Genomic DNA, 21,494 nt, shown 5'->3' on the forward strand with positions numbered 1-21,494 from the left:
ATTTCCTTCAAGACTTAAAGGTTGTATTGGCTTTTCGCTTCCATACTTTATTCGACCCGGATGGAACCTACTCCTTGTCGATTTTGCAAAAATTGTTGGCGGGATTTTCGTTATTTCGTTACTGCCTGGCTTTTGACAAGCTCCACTACCGCATCCAATGCTTCTTGCAGCTTGGAAGGATCTTTTCCGCCCGCTTGCGCCATGTCAGGACGACCGCCGCCACCACCGCCGCAACGAGTAGCCACTTCCTTGATAATTTTTCCGGCGTGAACGCCTTGATCCATCAAATCTTTGGTGACACCTGCTACCAGGTTGACTTTCTCGCCATCAACAGAGCCAAGCACGATGACAGCAGAGCCAAGCTTGTTCTTCAGCTCGTCTACCATGCCGCGCAGGTTGTCCATGTCAGAAGCGGATACGCGTGCAGCGAGCACGTTCATGCCGTCTACCTGCTTCAGCTGATCGGTCAGCGATGCCGCTTCGATGTTGCCCAGTTTCGCGCGCAACGATTCGTTTTCGCGCTGAACTTCTTTCAGCTGCTGCTGCAAGCCTTCCACGCGTGCAGGCGCTTCTGCCAGCACAGGTGCTTTCAGTGCGTGAGCCACTTCTTTGAGCGTCGTGAACTGCTGGTTCAGGAACTGGTAAGCCCCGCGTCCTGTCACGGCTTCAATCCGGCGTGTCCCTGCGCCGATGCCGCTTTCGCTGACCAGCTTGAACAGTCCGATTTCCGCTGTGTTGTTGACATGGCAGCCGCCGCAAAGCTCAAGGCTGTAGTCGCCCACTTTGACAACGCGCACGACATCGCCGTACTTCTCGCCGAACAACGCCATGGCGCCCATTGCTTTTGCTTCTGCCAAAGCTTTGTTGGAGATTTCGACAGTCAGGTTCTCCCACACTTTTTCATTGACGATTGCCTCGATGCGCTCAAGCTCTTCTGCTGTGATCGCACTGATGTGGGTGAAGTCAAAGCGCAGACGCTCCGGTGCTACCAAAGAACCTGCCTGGTTGACATGCGTGCCCAGTACGTCTTTCAGCGCTTGGTGCAGCAAGTGGGTAGCTGTATGGTTTTTCGTAATCGCCAGGCGCGCTTCGCGGTTTACTTCCGCGCGGACCGTATCGCCTTTGCGCAGCGTTCCTGCTTCGACGATGACCGAGTGCACGTTTTGGCCCATTGGACCTTTTTGCACATCTGTCACACGGGCTTTGACGGAGTCGGACACCAAGTATCCTTCGTCGTTGATCTGACCGCCGCTCTCTGCATAAAATGGCGTCTGGTCGAGAATCACTTGTACAGTCTGGCCTTCTTCCGCTTGTTCAGCCAATTGGTTGTCGAAAATGATCGCTTCGACTTTTCCTGTTGCTACCAATTCAGTATAACCAACAAACTGGCTTGTAACCGTCAATTCGGACAATGGACCGCCCTGGATTTGCATGCTGTCCACGTCTTGACGGGCAGCGCGGGCACGCTCGCGTTGTTCCTCCATCGCTTTATCGAAACCGTCGCGATCTACGCTCAAGCCTTGCTCGTTCGCGAAGTCTTCGGTCAAGTCAACCGGGAATCCGTACGTGTCGTACATTTTGAATACGTCTTGGCCGGACAGTTGCGTTTGACCGCTTTCCTTTGCTGCCTTCACCATGTCAGACAAAATAGCCAGGCCATCGTTCAACGTTTCGTGGAAGCGCTCTTCCTCGGCACGGATGACTTTTTCGATAAACGCGCGTTTTTCTACAACCTCTGGGTAGAACTCGCCCATCATCGTGCCGACTGTTTCTGTCAGGCTGTACAGGAACGGCTTTTCCACACCCAGCTTTTTGCCCATCCGCACAGCGCGGCGCAGCAGACGGCGGATGACGTAGCCGCGGCCTTCATTGGAAGGAAGCGCTCCATCCCCGATGGCAAACACGACCGTACGCGCGTGGTCAGCGATGACTTTCAACGCTACGTCAAGCTCAGGGCTCGTCTTGTATTTCACACCCGAAATCGCGCTCGTTTGCTCGATCAGCGGGAACAGCAGGTCTGTTTCAAAGTTGTTGTCGACACCTTGGATGATCGACGCCATCCGCTCCAGCCCCATGCCGGTATCGATGTTTTTCTTAGGCAGTGGCGTGTAGGTGCCATCCGGGTTGTGGTTGAACTGGGAGAACACCAGGTTCCACACTTCCAGATAACGCTCGTTCTCGCCGCCCGGGTACAGTTCCGGGTCGCTTGGATCGTTGCCAAACGCTTCGCCGCGATCGTAGAAAATCTCCGTGTTCGGACCGCTCGGACCTTCGCCGATATCCCAGAAGTTGCCTTCCAGACGAACGATGCGCTCCTCGGGAACTCCGATTTTTTTGTTCCACAGCTCAAACGCTTCCTCGTCTTCCGGGTGGATCGTGACGGAAAGCAGCTCTGGATCGAAGCCGATCCATTTCGGGCTGGTCAAAAACTCCCACGCCCACTCGATCGCTTCTTCTTTAAAATACTCCCCGATGGAGAAGTTGCCCAGCATCTCGAAGAAGGTATGGTGGCGAGCCGTCCGGCCAACGTTTTCAATATCGTTGGTACGAATTGACTTTTGCGAATTGGTGATGCGCGGATTGTCCGGGATGATGCGTCCGTCAAAATACTTTTTGAGCGTCGCTACACCACTGTTGATCCACAGCAAGGAAGGATCGTCGATTGGCACCAGGGGAGCACTCGGCTCAATGCGATGTCCTTTTTCCACAAAAAAGTCAAGGAACATCTGGCGAATTTGATTGCCTGTCAGCTTCTTCATCTGCATTCTCCTCTATTCTGAAAATAAATAAAAAAGCTCCCATCCCCTCAGGGACGAGAACTGTTTTTCTCGCGGTACCACCCTGCTTACAGGCTCTCTTGCACGCCAAACGGCGCGACAGCCTGTCGCTTTATGGGCATCTAACGGTGCCAACCCGCCGGTTTTTGCCCGGTCTTAGGAGTAGCCTTCCGTTGCACTTCTTCTGAGCGCCCTCTCAACCGTGAAGCGCCCTCTCTGTAGAAGGTTTGCAGCGTACTCGTTCCCTCATTGATCAAGCCTGTACTCATCTGTTCGTATTATAAATTTTTTTCCTGACCCATGTCAACTTTCATGCATCATCACAGCAATTCGGCTGATGACAACTTTGCAAACGGCGAGTACGGGCACAGCCACGATCAACCCGATAATCCCTCCGATCGTCTCCCCGACAAGCAAGGCCACGATAATCGTCAGCGGATGCAACTGCAAAGAGCGCCCCACGATATTCGGCGACAGGATGTTGCCTTCCAGCACCTGGATGACGAGATTGACGGCGAGCACGAACAACAGCATTTTGGTCGAAATCGTCAGCGCGACGACAATCGCAGGCGCCGCCCCGATCAATGGCCCGATGTAAGGAATGATGTTCGTCAAACATACCACAGCGGCGAGCACGAACGGATACGGCATGCCGATCAGCCAGTAGCCGAGATAAGCCAGCACCCCGACGACCAACGCAACGATCATCTGGCCGTGTATGTAATTCCCGAGCGATTCATTAATGTCCCGCAGGACGACCAGCACTTGTTTGCGGTACGGCTTCGGAACGATAGACATGCCTGTTTCGTGCAGTTCCTTCATGTCTTTTAAAAAATAGAAGGCAATAAACGGGACGATCGCAAAGGCAAACAGCTTGCCAAGCGACTGGCGGGCATTGTTGACAAGCTTCGTTACAGAGTGGGACATCCCTTCCTGCGACTGGATAATTACCCGATCCACCCCGTGGGAGATACTGTCTGGCAAAAAGTATTTGTGCGCCTCCCATTCGCTCATCCACGTGTAGTACCAGTCCATCAGCCGCGGCAAGTCATCGGACAGCTCCACGAGTTGATTGGTAAAGACGGGAATCGCGTTGATGACCGCAATCGTAATCACCAGTACAAAGGAAGCGTAAATCAGCAGAACGGCCATCAGCCGCGGGACTCTGCGCTTTTCCAGCAGCTGCACGACCGGATGAAGCAAATACGCAATGACCAGACCCAATATAATGGGAATCAGCACTTCCTCCAAAAGGGCGAACAACTGCCCGAGGACCGAACGGAGCATCCACAGCAGATTGCCGATGACGAGCAGCGCAATCAACCAGAGAGCAGCCGCAAAAAGGCGGCTACGCCGCAATTCATCCACGAAGGACACCTCCTCTCCATTTCCATTAGGGTGTGTTCTTCGTACAAAATTCATGTAACCTATTGACACCTTCCAAGCATCGATAGTAGTATGGAGTTACAAGAGGATATCTCCAAAGGGGAGTAGCTTTTTCGCAACATAGTCGTCATTACGGGAGAAATCCCCGGCTATGTTGGCAACATTTTTCTAATGTTGTAAGCAAGACCTTTGCCTAACAGGTAAAAGGTCTTTTTCTGTTTTCAAACGACCTTTGCCTGTCCAGGGAAAGGTCGTTTTCTTTTGTGCCCCTTTACATACAATATGGGAGGTATCTAGAAAACGGCCCGGTGGATGACTCATTTTTCCAAACAGGAAGAGGAGGAGGAATTGAACATGGAACTATTGTTACAACCTGAATTTTGGTCGGCGCTGCTTGCGATCATCGTCATCGACCTGGTCTTGGCCGGAGACAACGCGATTGTCATCGGGATGGCTGCACGCAACCTTCCAGCCCATCAGCAGAAAAAAGCGATCATCTGGGGAACGGTGGGCGCGATTATTATCCGGGCTTTGGCAACACTCGCAGTAGTGTGGCTGCTGAAAATTCCGGGCTTGCTGCTCGTAGGTGGCTTGATTCTGTTGTGGATCGCCCTCAAACTGCTCGTCTCCGATGACGGTCACGAGAATATGAAGGCAAGCGGAAGTCTTGGCGCAGCGATCTGGACGATTATCGTGGCGGATACCGTAATGGGTCTGGACAACGTTATCGCTGTTGCCGGTGCCGCACATGGCGACTTTCTTCTGGTGATCATCGGACTGATCATTAGCGTTCCGATCATGGTCTGGGGAAGCACGATGATTTTGAAATTCATGGAGCGTTTCCCTGTCGTGATTTACGTCGGTGCGGGCGTCCTCGCTTACACGGCTGCAAGCATGGTAACGAGCGAGAAGTTTTTGGCCCCGTTCTTTACCGCTTATCCGTGGGTCAAATGGGTGTTCATCGTTGCCGCTGTCGTCGGCGTCCTGCTGATTGGACGCATGAAAAGCCAGCAGCAAAAACGACTCGCCGAACAAAACTGACCAATAAACGTAGGCTCCGTCGCCATCCGTGCGACGGAGCTTTTTTCTGCACAAAAAAAAGCACCCGAACTCATACTATGTTCAGGTGCTTATGAACGTTCCTGTGAGCGTCATCCCCCGTTAACGGGTTACGGCGCGCATCAGCTTGCGCCCTGTCTTCAGCATGCGCGTCACATCACGCATGGAAAACGGCAGCTGATTCCAATTCAGTGAAAACCGACTGCGGCGGCGCGGAGCCATCAAATAGCCAATGACAGCCACAATTCCGCTTGTGGCAAGGACGCGCAAAAGGCTTCGTGTAAACAAGCGTGCCACCTCCAGTTGTTTTTCCTGCGTAAGCAGTTGCTACATGTTCAGTTGAGCAGAGACAGTTTGATCTTCAATAAACAGATCGTTGAGCGAATGCAAAGAACCGTCTTCTTCCACCTGGTAGACAGAAGCAATCTGCTCGTTGGAAACGCTCATTTCTATAAAGCAATTCCAGCAGTAGTATTGATTGGTTCCAATCTTCCCTACGTCTTTGGAACTGCAGTTCGGGCAAATGACACGCATCACGCTTTTCCTCCCTTATCACGCCTGGATACGAACAAAGTCCGGCACGATCAGGTTTTCTTCCCCGATGATGACGGAAGCTGGGGCAGACAAACGCTTGCGACCTTCTGTCACGTCCGCAAACCAGCCATTGGACAGTTCGTACCCTACAAGTTTCTCCCAGTTCGCTGAAAAGTAAACATCTTCCAGCCTGCCAAGGAGTTCTCCGGAAGCGGTAATGACCGCTTTTCCTTTTAGCTTTGATTTTCCCGTCACGATGCCGACAGGCTCAAATCCGGCGAGATGAGGCAAGGGCGTGATTGCGTTTTTACCCGATACGGTAAGGCAGGATTCCCCTACCGCATGAATCTGTTCGGTAGGAATGTAGGTGCCAGAATGGAACCAACCCTGTTCGCTCAGCAAGACTCCTCGTACATGCCAAGTGGAGTCGCAAAGAATGTCACGAACGGTGCCGAGCGTCTCTCCCGTCTGGAGGCAAACTACTGGCAAACCGACTGCATCCATTGCCTTGCGCATGTGGGACATCCCCCTTCCGCTCCTTTAGTATCGGGCGAAACGGACATGTCCATTCGGCGCAAATGGTTCCAGCTTTCAATCCTGCTTGAGCCGTTCTTCCAAAAAGCTGTACCGCACGCCTTCCTCGTCCGTTTCCACGGCTGCGCGAAAAGCATCTGGCTCCCCGCACATAATGAGGAAAGACTTGCTCCGGGTAATGCCCGTATAAACGAGCTTGCGCCGCAGCATCCGGTAATAGCTTTTGACAAACGGCATGACTACGATCGGAAATTCGCTCCCCTGCGATTTGTGTACGGAACAGCAGTAGGCAAGCGTCAACTGATGGTAATCGGAACGCTTGTACACCACTTCCCGATTGTCGAAGGCAGCGACCAGCATTTCCTGGTTTTCTGCGTTCTCATTCGGGAAAAAAATCGCAACAATTTCACCCATATCGCCGTTGAACACCTGTTCCTCAGCATTATTCACCAGTTGCAGGACTTTGTCGCCAGTGCGAAACGTCGTGTCCCCGAAGGTCACTTCCCGTTTTTGCGGCGTCTTTGGATTAAACAGCTCCTGCAACTCTTCATTCAGCCGGTTCACCCCGGCATTTCCTTTATAAATAGGTGCCAAAACCTGTACATCTTTTGCCGTATATCCTTTTTTTACGGCTCCGGAGCAAATTTGTTTCACTGCTTCCGGAACTTCTTGTGGCGAACTTGTGAAAAATCGCCGATCCGGTGTCGTATAGAGCAAATCTGCCGGAACGTTGCCTTTGCGCACATCGTGGGCGAGCCGGATAATCGTCGACTCCTCCGCCTGCCGATAAATCTCCGTAAGCTGGGCCAGCGGCAACAAGCCGGAGCGGATCATATCGAGCAGGACGTTTCCCGGGCCGACGGACGGCAGCTGGTCGGGATCGCCGACCATAATAATTTGCATCTCATCCGGTACGGCGCGGAACAACTGGTTCGCCAGCCAAATATCGACCATCGACATTTCGTCCACAATCAACAGCCTGCCGCGAATCGGATGCTCGGCGTCGTGCTCGAAGCTCTCCCCTTTGTAGCCGAGCAGGCGATGAATCGTCATGGCTGGCAAGCCAGTCGTCTCCGTCATCCGCTTGGCAGCCCGTCCGGTTGGCGCAACGAGCAAGATCGGAAAAGGATTTTCTTCGTTGTATTTTTTCAGGTCGAGTGACAGGCCGTGCAGCTGCGAAAAGACGCGGCAAATCCCGCGAATTACCGTTGTTTTCCCCGTTCCCGGTCCCCCCGTCAAAAGCATCAGCCCGGATGTAATCGCCTGCTCGATCGCGTCTCGCTGCGTCTGGGCGTACGTGATGCCCAGTTCATCTTCCACGGCTCCCAGCGCACGGTAAAATTCAGAGGTAGGAAACGAGCCGAATGAGTCCCGCTGCGCGAAATGACGCAGCCTTTTGGCCAACCCAAGCTCGGCAAAAAACAAGGAGGGCAAGTACACGCGCTCGTCTTCCCAGGCAATTTTGCTCGCGACAAACATGTCCTCGACCGCACGGGTAATGTCTTCTGCGACAAACAGATGTCCGCCGCATTCCAAAAGCAGTGCCAATGTTCTTTCGCAAAGCTCTTCGATCGGCAAATAAACATGGCCTTCCGAATAAGACGCTTCCTGGAGCACAAACAGCGCCGCTGCCTTGACACGCTCTTCCGAAGATGCGGCTATCCCGGTAGCACGCGCAATATCGTCCGCCCGCTTGAAGCCGATCCCGACGATATCTTCAATCAGCCGGTACGGTTCTTCCTTGAGCACGGTCATCGTCTCCAGCTTGTACGTCTGGTAAATTCGCAACGCCATGTTCACGCCAATTCCGAAGTCGTACAAAAATACCATCGCGCTTTCCAGCGAACGATGCTCCAGCACAGACTCGTAAATGATTTTGGCGCGCGATTCGGAAATCCCTTGAATTTCTGCGAGCCGCTCCGGATAATCGGCGATAATCGTCAAGGCATCTACGCCGAGATGTTCCACGATTCGTTTGGCCATTTTTTTCCCGATGCCCTGAAACAGTCCACTGGCCAAATACCGCTCCACGCCCGACAATGTCTTCGGCGTCTCTCGCTCGTATCGCTTCGCCACGTACTGCTGCCCGAAGCGAGCATGCGTTTTCCACTCGCCGTAGAAGGTGTATAGCTCATCCGGATGAGGACGAGGGAAGTTGCCGACAATAATGACTTCTGATTCCTTGATCGCTTCAGTAGTCTCCTCTATCTTTAGACGAATAACTCCGTACCATGTTTCTTCATTGTAAAAAATTTCTTGTGAAATAAATCCGCGAATATAGTTTTCCGCAAACAGGGAGATTGATTGTTGTTCTTCCATCTCACCTTCTCCTCTCTTGCTTGCTCCAAGCACGTTCAAAGTGGCACGAACAGAAAAATCCACTTTAACAGGGAAAGTGGATTTTTCTCGCAGTCATACGTTTTAAATTGTAAAGCGTTTTACTTGGTCTGACAACTGTTCAGCCATTTGCGCCAATGTTTCCGCAGCCGCCGTCATCTCTTGCGTCGTCGCGGTCTGTTGTTCGGACGCTGCCGCTACCTCTTGCGTATCTCGTGCCGCCGTGTCAGCCAACTCCGCAATTTTATCCGAGTGCGCAACCAGTTTGACCGTATCGCGATGAATCCCTTGGGCCGCCTCGTTCATCCGGTACACTTGCTGACTGACATCCTGGACGGCCACCAAAATTTGCTGGAAGCTTTCTCCGGCGATGGCTACTCCGCCTCTGCCTTCCTGGACGGCTTCGGTTGTCGTTCCCATCGCCTGCACCGCATCCAAAATATCGGTATGAATCGCATGGATCAGCGAAGCAATTTCTTCTGCCGCATGTCCTGACTGTTCTGCCAGCTTGCGTACCTCTTGCGCAACGACTGCAAAGCTTTTTCCTTGTTCACCTGCGCGGGCAGCTTCAATCGCTGCATTCAGCGCAAGCAGATTGGTTTGATCAGAAATTTGCCGGATGATCGTAATAATTCCAATAATTTTTTCCGATTGCATTCCCAGTTCCCGGATGACTTGCTCTGTATTTCTCGCATGATTTGTGATCTGATCCATTTCCTGAACAAGTTCTTTCAGCTTGCCTTCGCCATCTTGCGCCAAAAGGAACGCCTGCGTCGCATCCGCATTGACCCGCTCCGTGGAAGAGGCGATTTCTTGGATATCGCCGCCGATGTGCGACAAAGATCGAGTGGTATCCGATACGGTCTGTTTCTGCTGCTCCGAGCCCATGGCGATCTCGGTTGAAGCAAGCGAGATTTGCTCGGCAGCCCTGGCACTCTCTGCTGCACTCGCTGTCAACTCCTCGGATGCCGCCGCAACCTGCTGGGAGACACGCTGCACTTCACTCAGCATTTTACAAAACACTTCCATCATCTCGTTGTACATAGCTGACAGCTCGCCAAGCTCGTCCCCCGAACGGATTTTCGCACGCTTGGTCAAATCTCCCGTCTCGGCCATTTTCATCGCTGCGACCAGCTCTTTCAGCGGACGAACCAGCCTGCTGACGATAAAAATTCCGGTAGCCAGAGCCACGATTGCACTAATCAGGTTCAAAAGGAACATCATCGGACGGCTGCTCTCGATCGTCGCCAGCAAATCGTTCTGGTAGCTGCCAATCGCGAGAATCCAGCCGTTCGGCAACTCTTCGTACACGGTCAACTTCGTAGCTCCCTGGAACTCATACTCCAGCCAGCCGCTCTTTTTCGCCAGCATCTCTTGCATGAACGCTTCGCCCGCGAGCGATTTGTTTTGCACGTTCGGGTCCGGGTGGAAGATCGGGACTCCGCTGGCATCCGCGATATAGGCATAGCCAACCATGCCATTCGGCTTATAGTAGCTCTCTGCCACCTCGCGAATGATCTCGTCAATTTTTTGTCTATTGCTGTCGCTGATCGTTGTGTCCTGGGTGTAGGGAACCAGCTCCCGGGCCTTCATTTGGGTTATGTATTGCAAATCGGAAACGGTCAGTCTGTAAACCGCATTCCGTGCGTTTTCAAACTGGATGTACCCGACTACCATCAATGGAAGCATGGTCAGGAAGAGAATGGTAAGCACCAGTTTGTAGCGAATCGAGATACGTCTGGCAATCATGAATAATTCCTCTCCTTTTGCTGGACGAAAGCGCTTTCGTTCTTCCGGCCTGGTTCTACGGAATCATTCTAACATTGTTATCCACTATTAACCACAATTGCCACACAATTAGAAAATTTGGAGCGAAAAACAAAAGCAGATTGCTTTTTTTGCTTGCAATCTGCACCGAACTGTTATCTGATTTTTTTCCTTTTATTTCCTCATTTTCCATGTGTGCTGTGGTACGCTGCGCCGTCAGCTCACTGTTGTCGACGACGTAGGGGCATAGCTGACAATTTCCAGTACAATGACGGTACTGAGTGCGATCGTTTGCCCCGACGGCACGGTAATGTCCAGCTTCCCTACTCCCGATCCACCCGGAGTATAAGTGGTAAGCCCGCCCATTTGCATGATCCCGTTAATGTAGACGTTATAGTAGCTATTGTTTGCCGGAAGTGTCGGGAGAGAGGTAGCCGTTGTACCCGCATCCGTTTGAAAGTCCCCTACATTTATGGTCAACGTCGCCGGTCCGACGACAAGAGCCAATGTTCTGCGAAAAAAGCGCGTCACGGTCGGAACCGCATTCGTTGTCGTCGTAGCTGTGACCACGATCTTCAGTATCTCAAGCGCCATCATCCGTCCTCCTTTTCGTTGCTACTCTATTTTATTGAGCAAGCTGCGAAGAAGTGTTGGACAAGTGACGTAATCATCCGCCTTATTTTCCGTCGCGAACGAACGCTACGATGCGGCAATGGCAATGAATTGCAGGACGATGCTCACATCTTTGCCTGGAGGCTCTTTTGTCAGCAGCCGCAGTCTGCCTTTGGCTACTTCATAGAGGACAGGAGGCTGGATCATCCCGTTGATAAACAAGTTCACCAACGAAACGCAGTCTGGATCAAGAATCCCGCTGGTCGTGTACGGCAACCAGGCGTCCTCGTCGGTGTAGACCCGCTTTGTCCCATCCGCGATCGCACAAAAGTAATGACAGTCCGCTTTCAGATGCGTTTGCTTTTGCTGCCTTTCTTGCTTTTCCAGCTCTGGCTCCGCACAAAGTCTGGTCGCCTTCTCTGCTTCGATTTTTTTCGCTTTTGCCTCAGATGCTTTGTCCGTGAACATACTCTCACCTTTTTCAACCGACGTCAGTAGTAGCGTATGTTTGCGAAAAGCCGTTGGAATCCGGCAGGCAACCATTTTTTGGACAGGAAAAAACCGCTCAGGGACATAACCCAAGCGGTTCGTTTGTCGTTGAAGGCTATTTGCTTCGGGCGAGACGGCTCACGATTTGCGCCACGGCCTGCGCCGCCTGTTTTGCTTCGTCTACCGTGTTGGTAATGCCAAAGCTGAAGCGGATGGCGGATCGGGCAATCTCATCGGCAAGCTTCATCGCCACGAGTACATGCGACAGTTCCAGCGACCCGGACGTGCAGGCAGAGCCACTTGCAGCTGCGATGCCAACCAAGTCGAGGTTCATCAGCATCGTCTCGGTGTGAACGCCAGGGAAGCTGACATTCAAAATATGCGGGAGCACATGCTCGGGATGACCGTTTACATGGTAAGCGATGTTCGCCTCTTGCCAAACCGCGAGCATGACTGCCTTCATCTGCTCGTATTTGGCTACCCGGTCCGCCCTCTCCTCTGCGGCAACCTTCGTCGCTTCTGCAAAGCCGACGATTCCCGCCAAATTCTCCGTTCCCGCCCGGCGCTTGCGCTCTTGGGAGCCGCCGTGCAAAATCGGAGACACCGGAATCTTGCGTCCGAGGTACAGGGCGCCAACGCCTTTTGGCCCGTTGATTTTATGCGCGGACACGGACAGCATGTCCACAGGCAACTCGCTCACTTGAAACGGCAGCACGCCAAATGCCTGAACGGCGTCTGTATGAAAAATAATGCCTTTTTCCCGGAGGAAGTTCCCGATCTCTACGATGGGTTGAATCGTTCCCACTTCGTTGTTGCCGTACATGATCGACACAAGCACCGTATCGGGACGAACAGCCTGCTGCAAGTCTTCCATCCGGACAGAGCCTGTCTCATCTACGGGCAAATACGTGACGTCAAACCCTGCCTGCTCCAAATACTCGCAAGCGTGCAGGACGGCATGATGCTCGATTTGCGTCGTAATGACATGGCGGCCGCGTTCGCGCTGGGCCATCGCCCCGCCGATAATCGCCATATTGTCCGCTTCCGTGCCGCCGCTCGTAAAAATGAGCGATTGCGCTTCGGCACCCATGAAGCTGGCAATCGCATCCCGCGCTTGCTCCAATGCTTTGCGCGCCTCGCGACCGGCACCGTGGACACTGGACGGGTTGCCGAATACTTGCGTCAAATACGGAGTCATCGCTTCCAGCACTCGCGGATGTACCGGAGTCGTGGCAGCGTGGTCAAAATACAACATGTCAGACACTGTGTCACCTTCTACTAGCTTGGTAGCTGTTGCTTAAATGTAAAACATATAGTTATCGGAATGCCCGTCGTCTTCGAAGCTGATCAAATCCTGAAGCGAAGTCGCGTCCAGCACCGCAGAGATGCTGTCGCGAATGCGCAGCCACAGATGGCGTTTGGCCGGATCTTCTTCTTCTGCAAACTCGACCGGACTGATCGGTCCTTCCAGTACGCGGATGACGTCGCCTGCGGATATTTCGTCCGGCTGTTTCGCCAGCACGTAGCCGCCGTAAGCTCCGCGAATACTTTTCACCAATCCTGCGTTGCGCAAAGGCGCGATCAACTGCTCCAAATAATGCTCGGACAGGTCGTGCTTCTGGGCAATGCTGCGCAAGGAAGTCGGCCCTTCCCCAACACGGTTGGCCAGTTCCATCATGATCGTCAGTCCGTAGCGTCCTTTCGTAGAAATCTTCACGTAGCAACTCTCCTCTTATTCTTGGGTTTACCCACTCCCTTAGCTTACATGACTTGAGCGTCCTGGGACACACTAGCATCTTAGGGGGTGAAAGCAAAATGGCGACAAACAAACGCTCAGAACGAGGACGCAACCACCCGTCCGACACGTTGTACGAACAGCCTGCGGGCACCATTGCCCACAAAGCCCGCTACGGGGCGAGCGAACAGAGCAAACAGCCGAACGAAAACGGTGACTTGCCGAACAAACCCGGCGGAGACGTCCGCACCTAACTTCACCCTCCCCCTTTATTCGGGGGAGTTTTTCTTCGGCAATCCACGGTTATCCAGCTTTTGTCTCTCTTCCTGAAAACGCCGGATATGACGCTCGTAGCCAAAGTCCTTTGGCTGGTAAAACGAATAATGTACACCGTCAGGCAGATACTGTTGGGGCACATAACCGTACGGATAGTCGTGCGGATACAGATATCCCTGACCGTGTCCCAGCTTGGCTGCGCCCTTGTAAGCCGAGTCTCGCAAGTGGATAGGAACCTGCTTGTGGCCGTCGGTGCGAATCCGGTCCAGCGCAGAGTTGATCCCGTTGTATGCGGCATTGCTTTTCGGAGCTGTAGCCAAATACGTCGTCGCTTGCGCCAGCGGGATTCGTCCTTCAGGCATCCCCACCAATTCTACCGCTTGGAAGCAGGCTACCGCAACCGAGATCGCCTGCGGATCGGCATTTCCAATATCCTCGGAAGCCGAGATGACCAGTCGGCGCGAAATAAACCGCGGGTCTTCTCCGGCATCGATCATCCTCGCCAACCAGTACAGCGCAGCATCGGGATCGGAACCGCGTATCGACTTGATAAAAGCGGAAATCGTGTCGTAGTGGTTGTCGCCGCTTTTGTCATAGCGCACGGCGCGGCGTTGGATCGACTCGACCGCTACATCGAGCGTTACGGTCACTCTCCCGTCCGCTCCGGGCGGCGTCGTCATCACAGCCAGCTCCAAGGCGTTCAGCAAACGTCTGGCGTCTCCTTCTGCGTACTGGATCAAATGCTCCGCCGCTTCCTTCGTCACGTTGACAGACAGTTCCGCCAATCCGTTCTCTTCATCTGCGAGCGCGCGATCCATGACCTGCTGCAATTCCTCGTGCGAAAGCGACTGGAGCGAAAACACTTGCGAACGCGACAAGAGCGCCGGATTGACCTCGAAAAAAGGATTCTCCGTCGTCGCCCCGATCAAAATGATCGTGCCTTCCTCTACATAAGGAAGCAGCGCATCTTGCTGGGACTTGTTGAAGCGATGAATCTCATCGACGAACAAAGTCGTGCGCTGGTTGTCCATCACGAGTCTTTCCTTGGCCGCCTCAACGACTTTGCGAATGTCCGCCACTCCTGCCGTTACGGCGTTCAACTCGGAAAAATGCGTGCGGGTCGTCCGGGCAATCACTTTTGCCAAGGTCGTTTTTCCCGTCCCGGGCGGCCCGTAAAAAATGAGCGACGATACTTGATCGGCTTCAATCGCCCGGCGCAGGAGCTTGCCTGGCGCGAGAATGTGGGATTGGCCGATCACTTCCTGGATCGTCTTTGGACGCATGCGTGCAGCGAGCGGCTTTTGCTTGCTGCCGCCCTCTTCTTCATAAGCAAACGAAAACAGATCGTTCATGCTACCCTATCCTTTTATCGGCTGCCAGTCCAGCAAGTCACGCACGACGACGCTGGCCAAAATCAGGCCCGCTACGGACGGAACAAACGCGTTGCTCGCTGGAGGCTGCCGCACTTTGCTAATCGGTGAATCCGGGTTGGAAACGATTTTCTCACGCACATCCGTGCGCACGTTTACAGGAATCTCTCTTGAATAGACGACCTTGACGCCTTTGTAGATGCCTTTTTTGCGCAGCTCGCGGCGAATGACCTTGGCGATCGGATCGTAGCTCGTCTGGGAAATATCCGCTACTTCAAACCGGGTCGGGTCCATTTTGTTGGCAGCGCCCATGCTGGAGATAACCGGGATGTTGCGGCGTTTGGCTTCCTGGATCAGATGCAGCTTGGCAGACATCGTATCCATGGCGTCTACGATATAGTCGAGTTCATGGGCAAACAACTGCTCATATGTCTCCTCGTTGTAAAACATGTTGAGCGTCACGACTTCGCACTCGGGATTGATCGAAGCGATGCGCTCCTTCATCAGTTCTGCCTTTTTTTGTCCAATCGTGTTCAGTGTCGCATGAATTTGCCGATTAATGTTCGTGATGTCAACGGCGTCCTTGTCCACCAGCACAAGCTTGCCTACACCTGTACGCGCCAGCGCTTCCACTGTAAAGGAACCGACACCGCCGACTCCGAGAACCGCGACGCAGCTATTTTTCATTTTTTCCAAACCTTCGGGACCGAAGGCCAATTCGCAACGGGAAAATTGATGAAGCATCGTTCGTTTCACCTTTCATTCGCAAGTAAGATAATTGTCAATCGGAAAAGTAGGAATCACAAAGAAAAAAGGAGCCCCATTATGCCGTGTAGCTCCTTAGTTTTGAACCTGCTAATCGCAGGTGGGTGTCTTGCCCAACTGTTACAGACGTCCACTCGACGGAGGCATGCCTTTACAATTGCGGACGAAAAACTCCCTGAACAAACTTTGTGGCTCAAAACTATCGGATGTCACGAACATCGCAGGGCTTTGTAGATAGTATTACCAATGTATCAAACAGCAATGCAGTTGCGCAAGTCGATTACGCTTCTACCTTTTCTTCTTCTGTCACGATTGTTGCAATCGACAGCTCTTGCAGTTGTTTCGGAGCTACTACATCCGGTGCATTGACCATCAGGTCGCTCGCACTTGCCGTTTTCGGGAACGCGATCACTTCACGCAGGTTGGTACGGCCAGCCAGGAGCATGATCAGACGGTCCAGACCGAGGGCGATTCCGCCGTGTGGAGGTGTACCGTACTCGAATGCATCGAGGAGGAAGCCGAATTGCTCATGCGCTTCTTCCAGTGTGAAGCCGAGCGCCTTGAACATTTTTTCTTGCACGTCGCGTTTGAAAATCCGCATGGAACCGCCGCCCAGCTCGTAGCCGTTGAGCACCATGTCGTACGCTTGCGCACGGATTTGGCCCGGATCGGTGTCGAACAGGTGCAGGTCTTCGTCTTTTGGACGAGTGAACGGATGGTGCAGAGCCACGTAACGTTTGGCATCCTCATCCCACTCTACCAGCGGGAAGTCTACAACCCAGAGGAATGCGAACTTGCTGTGGTCGATCAGGCCAAGCTCCGCGCCCAGCTTGGAGCGCAGTGCTCCCAATGCGTCTGCAACCACTTTCGGCTTGTCGGCTACGAACAGAAGCAGGTCGCCTTCTTCCGCTTGGAGGCGCTTTTTCAGCTCGGTAATTTCTTCTTCTTTAAAGAACTTGGCAATCGGTCCTTTTACTTCGCCATCTTTGAAGCCCATCCAAGCCAAGCCTTTTGCTCCGTAGCGGGAAGCGAATTTGCCCAGATCGTCTGCTTCTTTGCGGGAGTAGTGACCGCAGCCTTTTGCATTGATCCCTTTTACTTGACCGCCGCCAGATACGACAGAAGCGAACACTTTAAAGTCGCTGTTGACTACGAGGTCGGATACATCTGTCAGCTCCATGCCGAAGCGCACGTCCGGTTTGTCAGAGCCGTAGCGTCCCATCGCTTCCGCGTAAGTCAGACGAGGGAATGGCGTCACGACATCCACGCCGATCGTTTGCTTGAACACGTGAGCGACCATTTTTTCCATCATCGGCAAAATTTCGTCCATCGATAAGAACGACGTCTCGATGTCCACCTGGGTAAACTCAGGCTGGCGGTCAGCGCGCAAGTCTTCGTCGCGGAAGCAGCGGGCGATCTGGTAGTAGCGCTCCAGACCGGACACCATCAAAAGCTGCTTGAACAGCTGAGGGGATTGCGGCAGGGCGTAAAACTCGCCTGGATGCACACGGGACGGCACGAGGTAATCGCGGGCGCCCTCTGGCGTGCTCTTGTTCAAAATCGGTGTCTCCACTTCCAGGAAGCCGTTCTCGTCCAGGAAGTCGCGGAATGCTTTCGCCGCTTTGCTGCGCAGGAACAGGGAACGTTGCATTTCCGGACGGCGCAGGTCGAGGTAGCGGTATTTCAGGCGAACTTGCTCATCTACTTCGATGTCGTCTTCGATTTGGAACGGAGGCGTTTTCGCGTCGTTCAAGATTTGAATGTCGGAAATATGAACTTCGACTTCGCCTGTTTTCAGCTTCGGATTGATTGCTTCAGGCGCGCGGTTGACTACTGTTCCTTTTACGACCAGAACGTACTCGCTACGCACTTTGTCAGCCGCTTCCCAAGCCGCTTTGTTGTGCTCCGGGTTGAATACGATCTGCACGATTCCCGTACGGTCGCGGAAGTCGATGAAAATAACTCCGCCGAGGTCGCGGCGCTTTTGTACCCAGCCGTTCAATACGATTTCCTGTCCTACGTGTGCAGTTGTCACTTCACCGCAGTGTACGGTGCGATATTGCCAAGACATGATGATTTCCCCCACTTTTGCTTTGTTTTGTTTGTTAGTTGTTGCCTTGTACTTTTGCGGCAAGCGCAGCTACGAAATCAGCCTGTTTCAGCTCCTGCTGTTCGCCTGTTGCCATTTCTTTCAGAACGACGGTACCGTTTGCCAGCTCGGATTCTCCGATGATGGCCGTAAAGCGGGCCGAGAGGCGATCAGCCTGTTTCAGCTGCGCTTTCATTTTCCGGTCGAGGTAGTCCAGTTCGGCAGCCACGCCTGCTTGACGCAGTTGGTCGACGAGAATAAAGGCGCCTTGCTTGGCTTCCGTTGTCTGTACGACGACGAAGCAGTCAATACCGCCGCTAATCGGCAGCTGCACCCCTTGTTTCTCCAGAGCGAGCAGCAAGCGCTCGATGCTCAGTGCGAAACCGATGCCTGGCATATCGTCGCCGCCCAGCTCTGCAACCAGACCGTTGTAGCGTCCGCCGCCGCAAAGCGTTTCCACCGCGCCGATTTCCGCCATTTTGATCTCGAAAGCCGTCAGCGTGTAGTAGTCCAATCCACGAACCAGACGCGGATTGACATGGTACGGAATGTCGAGAGCAGTCAGGTAGCCTTTCACTGCTTCGAAGTGAGCTGCCGATGCTTCGCTCAAGTAATCCAGAATGGAAGGTGCGTCTTTGGTCAATGTTTTGCATTTTTCGTTTTTGCAATCGAGCACGCGCAGCGGATTGCGATCAATCCGGGATTGGCAATCCTCGCACAGCTCGGAGCGTACGCCGTTCAGATGCGCCAGCAAATGCTCGCGGTGGCGAGCGCGGTCTTCTACGGTGCCGACGCTGTTCAGCTCGACAGACAGCCCTGTCAGGCCAAGCTCCTGATACAGGCGAATGGCGAGGCCGATCACTTCTGCATCAATCGCCGGGTCGCTCGAACCGATCGCTTCTGCCCCGAATTGAACGAATTGGCGGTAGCGTCCTGCTTGCGGGCGCTCGTGGCGGAACATCGGCCCCAGGTAGTACAGCTTGGTAGGCTGGTTGGGCGATCCGTACAGCTTGTTTTCCACGTAAGAGCGTACGACGCCAGCCGTCCCTTCCGGACGCAGCGTGAGCGCGTCGTTGCTGCGCGGATTTGCTACGCTGTACATTTCCTTTTCCACGATGTCCGTCGTCTCGCCAACGCCTCGCTGGAACAACTCCGTGCTCTCGAACAGCGGCGTGCGAATCTCCGCGTAGTTAAAGCGGCGGCACAAATCGCGGGCTTTTGCCTCTACGTAGTGCCACAACTCTACGGTACCTGGCATGATATCCTGCGTACCGCGGGGAATCTGGATTCTCGTCATTCCTCTCGAACCTCCATGTCTTTTGAAAAACTTGGGCTACGCCAAACCTCCAGGATCAAAGGACCTTTTCTATTTAGCCAAATAAAAAAGCCCCTCGCCTCCTGACATTTAGCAATTCGCCACATGTCAGGGACGAGAGACTGGTTATACTCCCGTGGTGCCACCCTGTTTGAACAGCCTTGTGTATCAAAGGCCATCCCACTTGATTAAGCCGTTAACGCCGGCGCACGCCTGCCAGTTACTGAAGGGAGAGGATTGCTCCTCGCTCGTTCACTGCGGTCTTCAGGGATGTCATTCACCAAGTCGTGATACGAAAGCACTCTCAGCCACGGCGCTTTCTCTCTGGTTATCCGGTTCGTTGGGTACTTGTTCCCGTCATCAGATCTGATTGTATCCAAAAGCTTAATGTGAATCATAGCAAACCAGCCAGCAGGCGTCAACAGGCGCTCCATAAAACTTTTTTTACTATGGTTTGCCGCGCGTTCAGCCTGCACCTGCGCTGCTTTTTTACGTAGTCGTTGCCCCTGCGTAGACTTCATCCAGATCGCGCAGCTTGTTTTCCACCAATGTTTTGTACGTGTCGTTGTAGGTTTTCGGGTCCTTCGGATTCGGAAAACGCTTCAGCTTGCCGCTGCCCGGCGCCATCAGCTTGGAAACCGCCCCGCAGCCAAGGCCGAGAATCGTCTGCACTTCTTCCATGATCATGATGTTGTAGATGCTTTCCTGCCCCGGTTTCGCATAGCCGACATTCTCCAGGTTACCCAAAATGTTTTTTTGGCGATACAAATAATACGGATCGTAGCCGTTTGCTTTCGTCCAGGCAGACGCCATTTCCATCATTTTGCCGATTTCGTCGCGACTGGCTACCTTGTAACGCTCCTTGTTCTGGGTCATTTCCGAAGCTCTCTTGAAGGAGAGCGTGTGCACGGTAAGCGACGCAGGCATCAGCTTTTCCACTTCTTCCAGACTGTGCGCCAGCTCGGCTACGCCCTCGTTCGGCAGCCCGATAATCAAGTCCATGTTGATATTGGTCAGGCCCATTTCCATGGCGAGATGGTACTTCTCGATCGTCTCCTCCACGGTATGGTGCCGCCCGATTGCTTTGAGCGTCTCTTGTGTAAACGATTGGGGATTGATGCTGATCCGGTCGACTTCCCACCGTTTCATCACATCGAGCTTTTCTGCCGTAATCGTATCCGGCCTGCCCGCTTCGACAGTCAACTCGCGCACGCCGTCCATGTGCGGGAAGCTGCGGTGCATCGTCTCGAACAGCTGGTTCATATCATCGGCGGTAATGCTCGTCGGCGTTCCTCCCCCGAAGTAGATCGAAGTAATTCGCTGGTCGTTTCTCGTCAGCCACTCGCCCATCTTTTCGATCTCGTAATGCAGTCCTTCGAGAAACGGATTGACCGAAGCCGTATGACTGCGGATCGCGTAGGCAGGAAACGTACAGTAGGCGCACTTCGTCGGACAGAAAGGGATGCCGATGTACACCGACAGCTCGCGGTCGATCTGGTACAGATCAGGCACGACGTGAAGCTGCTTGTCGACGATCTCCTGGAGCAGCTCCAGTTTGTACGGACGCAAAATGACATCCTGTTGCAGCCGCTTGTGCGCCTCTGCTTTCTCGACACCTGCCACGTTCAGCTGATGGAGCAGTTTGGTCGGACGGATTCCCGTCAAAATCCCCCAGCCTTGTTCGATTCCCGTATATTGTTCCAGCATGAGCAACAGCGTGTAGCACAATGCCTGCTTCGCTGTTTTGCGCATCGCCTTTTCATCGCGGGAAACGTACTCCCGCCTGACCTGGCGGCTGAGTCGAGTGATTTTGTCATCCAGTTCTCCCGACGCCACTACACCCGAGCTGTCAGTGGCAAGCGCGAGCCTGATTTGCATATCGGCAGCGCCATCCCACTCCGAGACAAAAGCTAACGCAGGGTCTTCGTAAAACAGCGCAAGAATTAAGGAGAGTTCGCGTTCAAACGCGTGTCCCTCGCATTTTATTTGAATCATATGTGCTCACCTGCTTATTTAAAATGCCACACTCCATCATAGCTGACAGGCGCAATCGCGGTCAACAGAGCGGATGGGCGGCATCTCAGGCGATTACTTCCTTTTCGGGTGTGATTGCGGCAAGTCTCGCATATTGACATAAAAATCTTGGGACATTTCTACATTTTGCCGTGACGATTCTTTCGCCAAATCGTCATGAAAGTCGACGGAAAAAAATTGTCGATTCAAGCCTTGCGCAAACGTTTCCTTGTTTGACTGCCTCACTGCAATTCCTCCTGCGTTTTTGTGGCTCTATCTGTTCTAGTATGGCCTTTTGCAACAAATTGCAACCAGCGGCACCTGGCAAAAGCTTTGTCGCTTCTTGCAGGAAAAACGAGAAACTGGCGCGAAGTGATTGTGTTGGCAAAAACATGAAAGAATCGACGCTTCGCCTCCTCGCATTTTATCTGGAAAG

The 21,494-nt window shown here is 53.2% G+C and carries 19 protein-coding genes and 1 other RNA gene; 2 read left to right on the top strand and 18 right to left on the bottom strand.

Annotation, left to right across the window (positions count from 1 at the left end; all coding sequences use genetic code 11):
• Window positions 1-110: 110 nt before the first annotated feature.
• Window positions 111-2,759: an alanine--tRNA ligase gene (gene alaS, locus EDM60_RS11925; protein WP_122964185.1), complete on the bottom strand. Its 2,649-nt coding sequence runs from the start codon at window positions 2,757-2,759 to the stop codon at window positions 111-113.
• A 321-nt stretch (window positions 2,760-3,080) separates the two neighbouring features.
• Complete coding sequence (locus tag EDM60_RS11930) at window positions 3,081-4,145, bottom strand: AI-2E family transporter (protein ID WP_122964186.1); 1,065 nt, start codon at window positions 4,143-4,145, stop codon at window positions 3,081-3,083.
• Window positions 4,146-4,517: 372 nt separating this feature from the next.
• Between EDM60_RS11930 and EDM60_RS11935 the strand changes: the two genes are divergently transcribed.
• A complete protein-coding gene (locus EDM60_RS11935; protein WP_122964299.1) occupies window positions 4,518-5,204 on the top strand; it encodes a TerC family protein in 687 nt (228 codons plus the stop codon).
• Window positions 5,205-5,324: 120 nt separating this feature from the next.
• Here the strand turns inward: EDM60_RS11935 and EDM60_RS11940 are convergent, their stop codons facing one another.
• From EDM60_RS11940 to cymR, 9 genes are all read right to left on the bottom strand, one after another.
• A complete protein-coding gene (locus tag EDM60_RS11940; RefSeq protein WP_229049892.1) occupies window positions 5,325-5,519 on the bottom strand; it encodes a hypothetical protein in 195 nt (64 codons plus the stop codon).
• Between the two features lie 30 nt (window positions 5,520-5,549).
• Window positions 5,550-5,756, bottom strand: a complete 207-nt coding sequence (locus tag EDM60_RS11945) for a hypothetical protein (RefSeq protein WP_005832479.1) — start codon at window positions 5,754-5,756, stop codon at window positions 5,550-5,552.
• An 18-nt stretch (window positions 5,757-5,774) separates the two neighbouring features.
• On the bottom strand, window positions 5,775-6,272 hold the full coding sequence (locus tag EDM60_RS11950) for a PRC-barrel domain-containing protein (RefSeq protein ID WP_122964188.1): 498 nt from the start codon (window positions 6,270-6,272) through the stop codon (window positions 5,775-5,777).
• Between the two features lie 75 nt (window positions 6,273-6,347).
• Entirely contained in the window at window positions 6,348-8,609 is a 2,262-nt protein-coding gene (recD2, locus tag EDM60_RS11955) for an SF1B family DNA helicase RecD2 (RefSeq protein ID WP_122964189.1), read from the bottom strand.
• A 102-nt stretch (window positions 8,610-8,711) separates the two neighbouring features.
• Complete coding sequence (locus EDM60_RS11960; protein ID WP_122964190.1) at window positions 8,712-10,376, bottom strand: methyl-accepting chemotaxis protein; 1,665 nt, start codon at window positions 10,374-10,376, stop codon at window positions 8,712-8,714.
• Between the two features lie 234 nt (window positions 10,377-10,610).
• A complete protein-coding gene (locus tag EDM60_RS11965; RefSeq protein ID WP_122964191.1) occupies window positions 10,611-10,988 on the bottom strand; it encodes a DUF4183 domain-containing protein in 378 nt (125 codons plus the stop codon).
• Between the two features lie 105 nt (window positions 10,989-11,093).
• Window positions 11,094-11,474, bottom strand: a complete 381-nt coding sequence (locus tag EDM60_RS11970) for a DUF4183 domain-containing protein (RefSeq protein WP_167470283.1) — start codon at window positions 11,472-11,474, stop codon at window positions 11,094-11,096.
• 136 nt (window positions 11,475-11,610) lie between these two features.
• Window positions 11,611-12,759: a cysteine desulfurase family protein gene (locus tag EDM60_RS11975; RefSeq protein ID WP_122964193.1), complete on the bottom strand. Its 1,149-nt coding sequence runs from the start codon at window positions 12,757-12,759 to the stop codon at window positions 11,611-11,613.
• 33 nt (window positions 12,760-12,792) lie between these two features.
• Window positions 12,793-13,212 (bottom strand): cysteine metabolism transcriptional regulator CymR, encoded by a 420-nt coding sequence (cymR, locus tag EDM60_RS11980; RefSeq protein WP_063230222.1) that lies wholly within the window; start codon window positions 13,210-13,212, stop codon window positions 12,793-12,795.
• Window positions 13,213-13,310: 98 nt separating this feature from the next.
• Between cymR and EDM60_RS28570 the strand changes: the two genes are divergently transcribed.
• Complete coding sequence (locus EDM60_RS28570; RefSeq protein ID WP_167470284.1) at window positions 13,311-13,484, top strand: hypothetical protein; 174 nt, start codon at window positions 13,311-13,313, stop codon at window positions 13,482-13,484.
• A gap of 15 nt (window positions 13,485-13,499) precedes the next feature.
• Here the strand turns inward: EDM60_RS28570 and EDM60_RS11985 are convergent, their stop codons facing one another.
• The 7 genes from EDM60_RS11985 to EDM60_RS28575 all read right to left on the bottom strand — a co-directional run bounded on the left by EDM60_RS11985 (window position 13,500) and on the right by EDM60_RS28575 (window position 21,304).
• Window positions 13,500-14,858, bottom strand: a complete 1,359-nt coding sequence (locus EDM60_RS11985; protein WP_122964194.1) for an AAA family ATPase — start codon at window positions 14,856-14,858, stop codon at window positions 13,500-13,502.
• 6 nt (window positions 14,859-14,864) lie between these two features.
• Window positions 14,865-15,620 (bottom strand): tRNA threonylcarbamoyladenosine dehydratase, encoded by a 756-nt coding sequence (locus EDM60_RS11990; RefSeq protein WP_122964195.1) that lies wholly within the window; start codon window positions 15,618-15,620, stop codon window positions 14,865-14,867.
• 69 nt (window positions 15,621-15,689) lie between these two features.
• Window positions 15,690-15,871: non-coding RNA, 6S RNA (gene ssrS / locus EDM60_RS11995), on the bottom strand.
• A gap of 50 nt (window positions 15,872-15,921) precedes the next feature.
• Entirely contained in the window at window positions 15,922-17,712 is a 1,791-nt protein-coding gene (gene aspS, locus EDM60_RS12000) for an aspartate--tRNA ligase (protein WP_122964300.1), read from the bottom strand.
• 34 nt (window positions 17,713-17,746) lie between these two features.
• Complete coding sequence (gene hisS / locus EDM60_RS12005) at window positions 17,747-19,027, bottom strand: histidine--tRNA ligase (RefSeq protein WP_122964196.1); 1,281 nt, start codon at window positions 19,025-19,027, stop codon at window positions 17,747-17,749.
• A 507-nt stretch (window positions 19,028-19,534) separates the two neighbouring features.
• Window positions 19,535-21,040 carry a coproporphyrinogen III oxidase gene (locus EDM60_RS12010; protein WP_122964197.1) on the bottom strand — a complete coding sequence of 502 codons (1,506 nt, stop codon included), beginning with the start codon at window positions 21,038-21,040 and terminating at the stop codon, window positions 19,535-19,537.
• A gap of 93 nt (window positions 21,041-21,133) precedes the next feature.
• Window positions 21,134-21,304 (bottom strand): hypothetical protein, encoded by a 171-nt coding sequence (locus EDM60_RS28575; RefSeq protein WP_167470285.1) that lies wholly within the window; start codon window positions 21,302-21,304, stop codon window positions 21,134-21,136.
• Between the last annotated feature and the right edge of the window lie 190 nt (window positions 21,305-21,494).

The organism is Brevibacillus parabrevis (assembly GCF_003710905.1).
Taxonomy (GTDB): Bacteria; Bacillota; Bacilli; order Brevibacillales; family Brevibacillaceae; genus Brevibacillus; species Brevibacillus parabrevis.

Excerpts from the sequence above, each read along its gene's own strand:
- hisS (WP_122964196.1), bottom strand. The coding sequence starts at position 19,027 with ATGACGAGAATCCAGATTCCCCGCGGTACGCAGGATATCATGCCAGGT.
- EDM60_RS11960 (WP_122964190.1), bottom strand. The coding sequence starts at position 10,376 with ATGATTGCCAGACGTATCTCGATTCGCTACAAACTGGTGCTTACCATT.
- alaS (WP_122964185.1), bottom strand. The coding sequence starts at position 2,759 with ATGAAGAAGCTGACAGGCAATCAAATTCGCCAGATGTTCCTTGACTTT.
- EDM60_RS11985 (WP_122964194.1), bottom strand. The coding sequence starts at position 14,858 with ATGAACGATCTGTTTTCGTTTGCTTATGAAGAAGAGGGCGGCAGCAAG.
- EDM60_RS11950 (WP_122964188.1), bottom strand. The coding sequence starts at position 6,272 with ATGCGCAAGGCAATGGATGCAGTCGGTTTGCCAGTAGTTTGCCTCCAG.
- EDM60_RS11970 (WP_167470283.1), bottom strand. The coding sequence starts at position 11,474 with ATGTTCACGGACAAAGCATCTGAGGCAAAAGCGAAAAAAATCGAAGCA.
- EDM60_RS12010 (WP_122964197.1), bottom strand. The coding sequence starts at position 21,040 with ATGATTCAAATAAAATGCGAGGGACACGCGTTTGAACGCGAACTCTCC.
- EDM60_RS11945 (WP_005832479.1), bottom strand. The coding sequence starts at position 5,756 with ATGCGTGTCATTTGCCCGAACTGCAGTTCCAAAGACGTAGGGAAGATT.
- EDM60_RS11965 (WP_122964191.1), bottom strand. The coding sequence starts at position 10,988 with ATGGCGCTTGAGATACTGAAGATCGTGGTCACAGCTACGACGACAACG.
- EDM60_RS11990 (WP_122964195.1), bottom strand. The coding sequence starts at position 15,620 with ATGCTTCATCAATTTTCCCGTTGCGAATTGGCCTTCGGTCCCGAAGGT.
- aspS (WP_122964300.1), bottom strand. The coding sequence starts at position 17,712 with ATGTCTTGGCAATATCGCACCGTACACTGCGGTGAAGTGACAACTGCA.
- EDM60_RS11935 (WP_122964299.1), top strand. The coding sequence starts at position 4,518 with ATGGAACTATTGTTACAACCTGAATTTTGGTCGGCGCTGCTTGCGATC.
- EDM60_RS28570 (WP_167470284.1), top strand. The coding sequence starts at position 13,311 with ATGGCGACAAACAAACGCTCAGAACGAGGACGCAACCACCCGTCCGAC.
- recD2 (WP_122964189.1), bottom strand. The coding sequence starts at position 8,609 with ATGGAAGAACAACAATCAATCTCCCTGTTTGCGGAAAACTATATTCGC.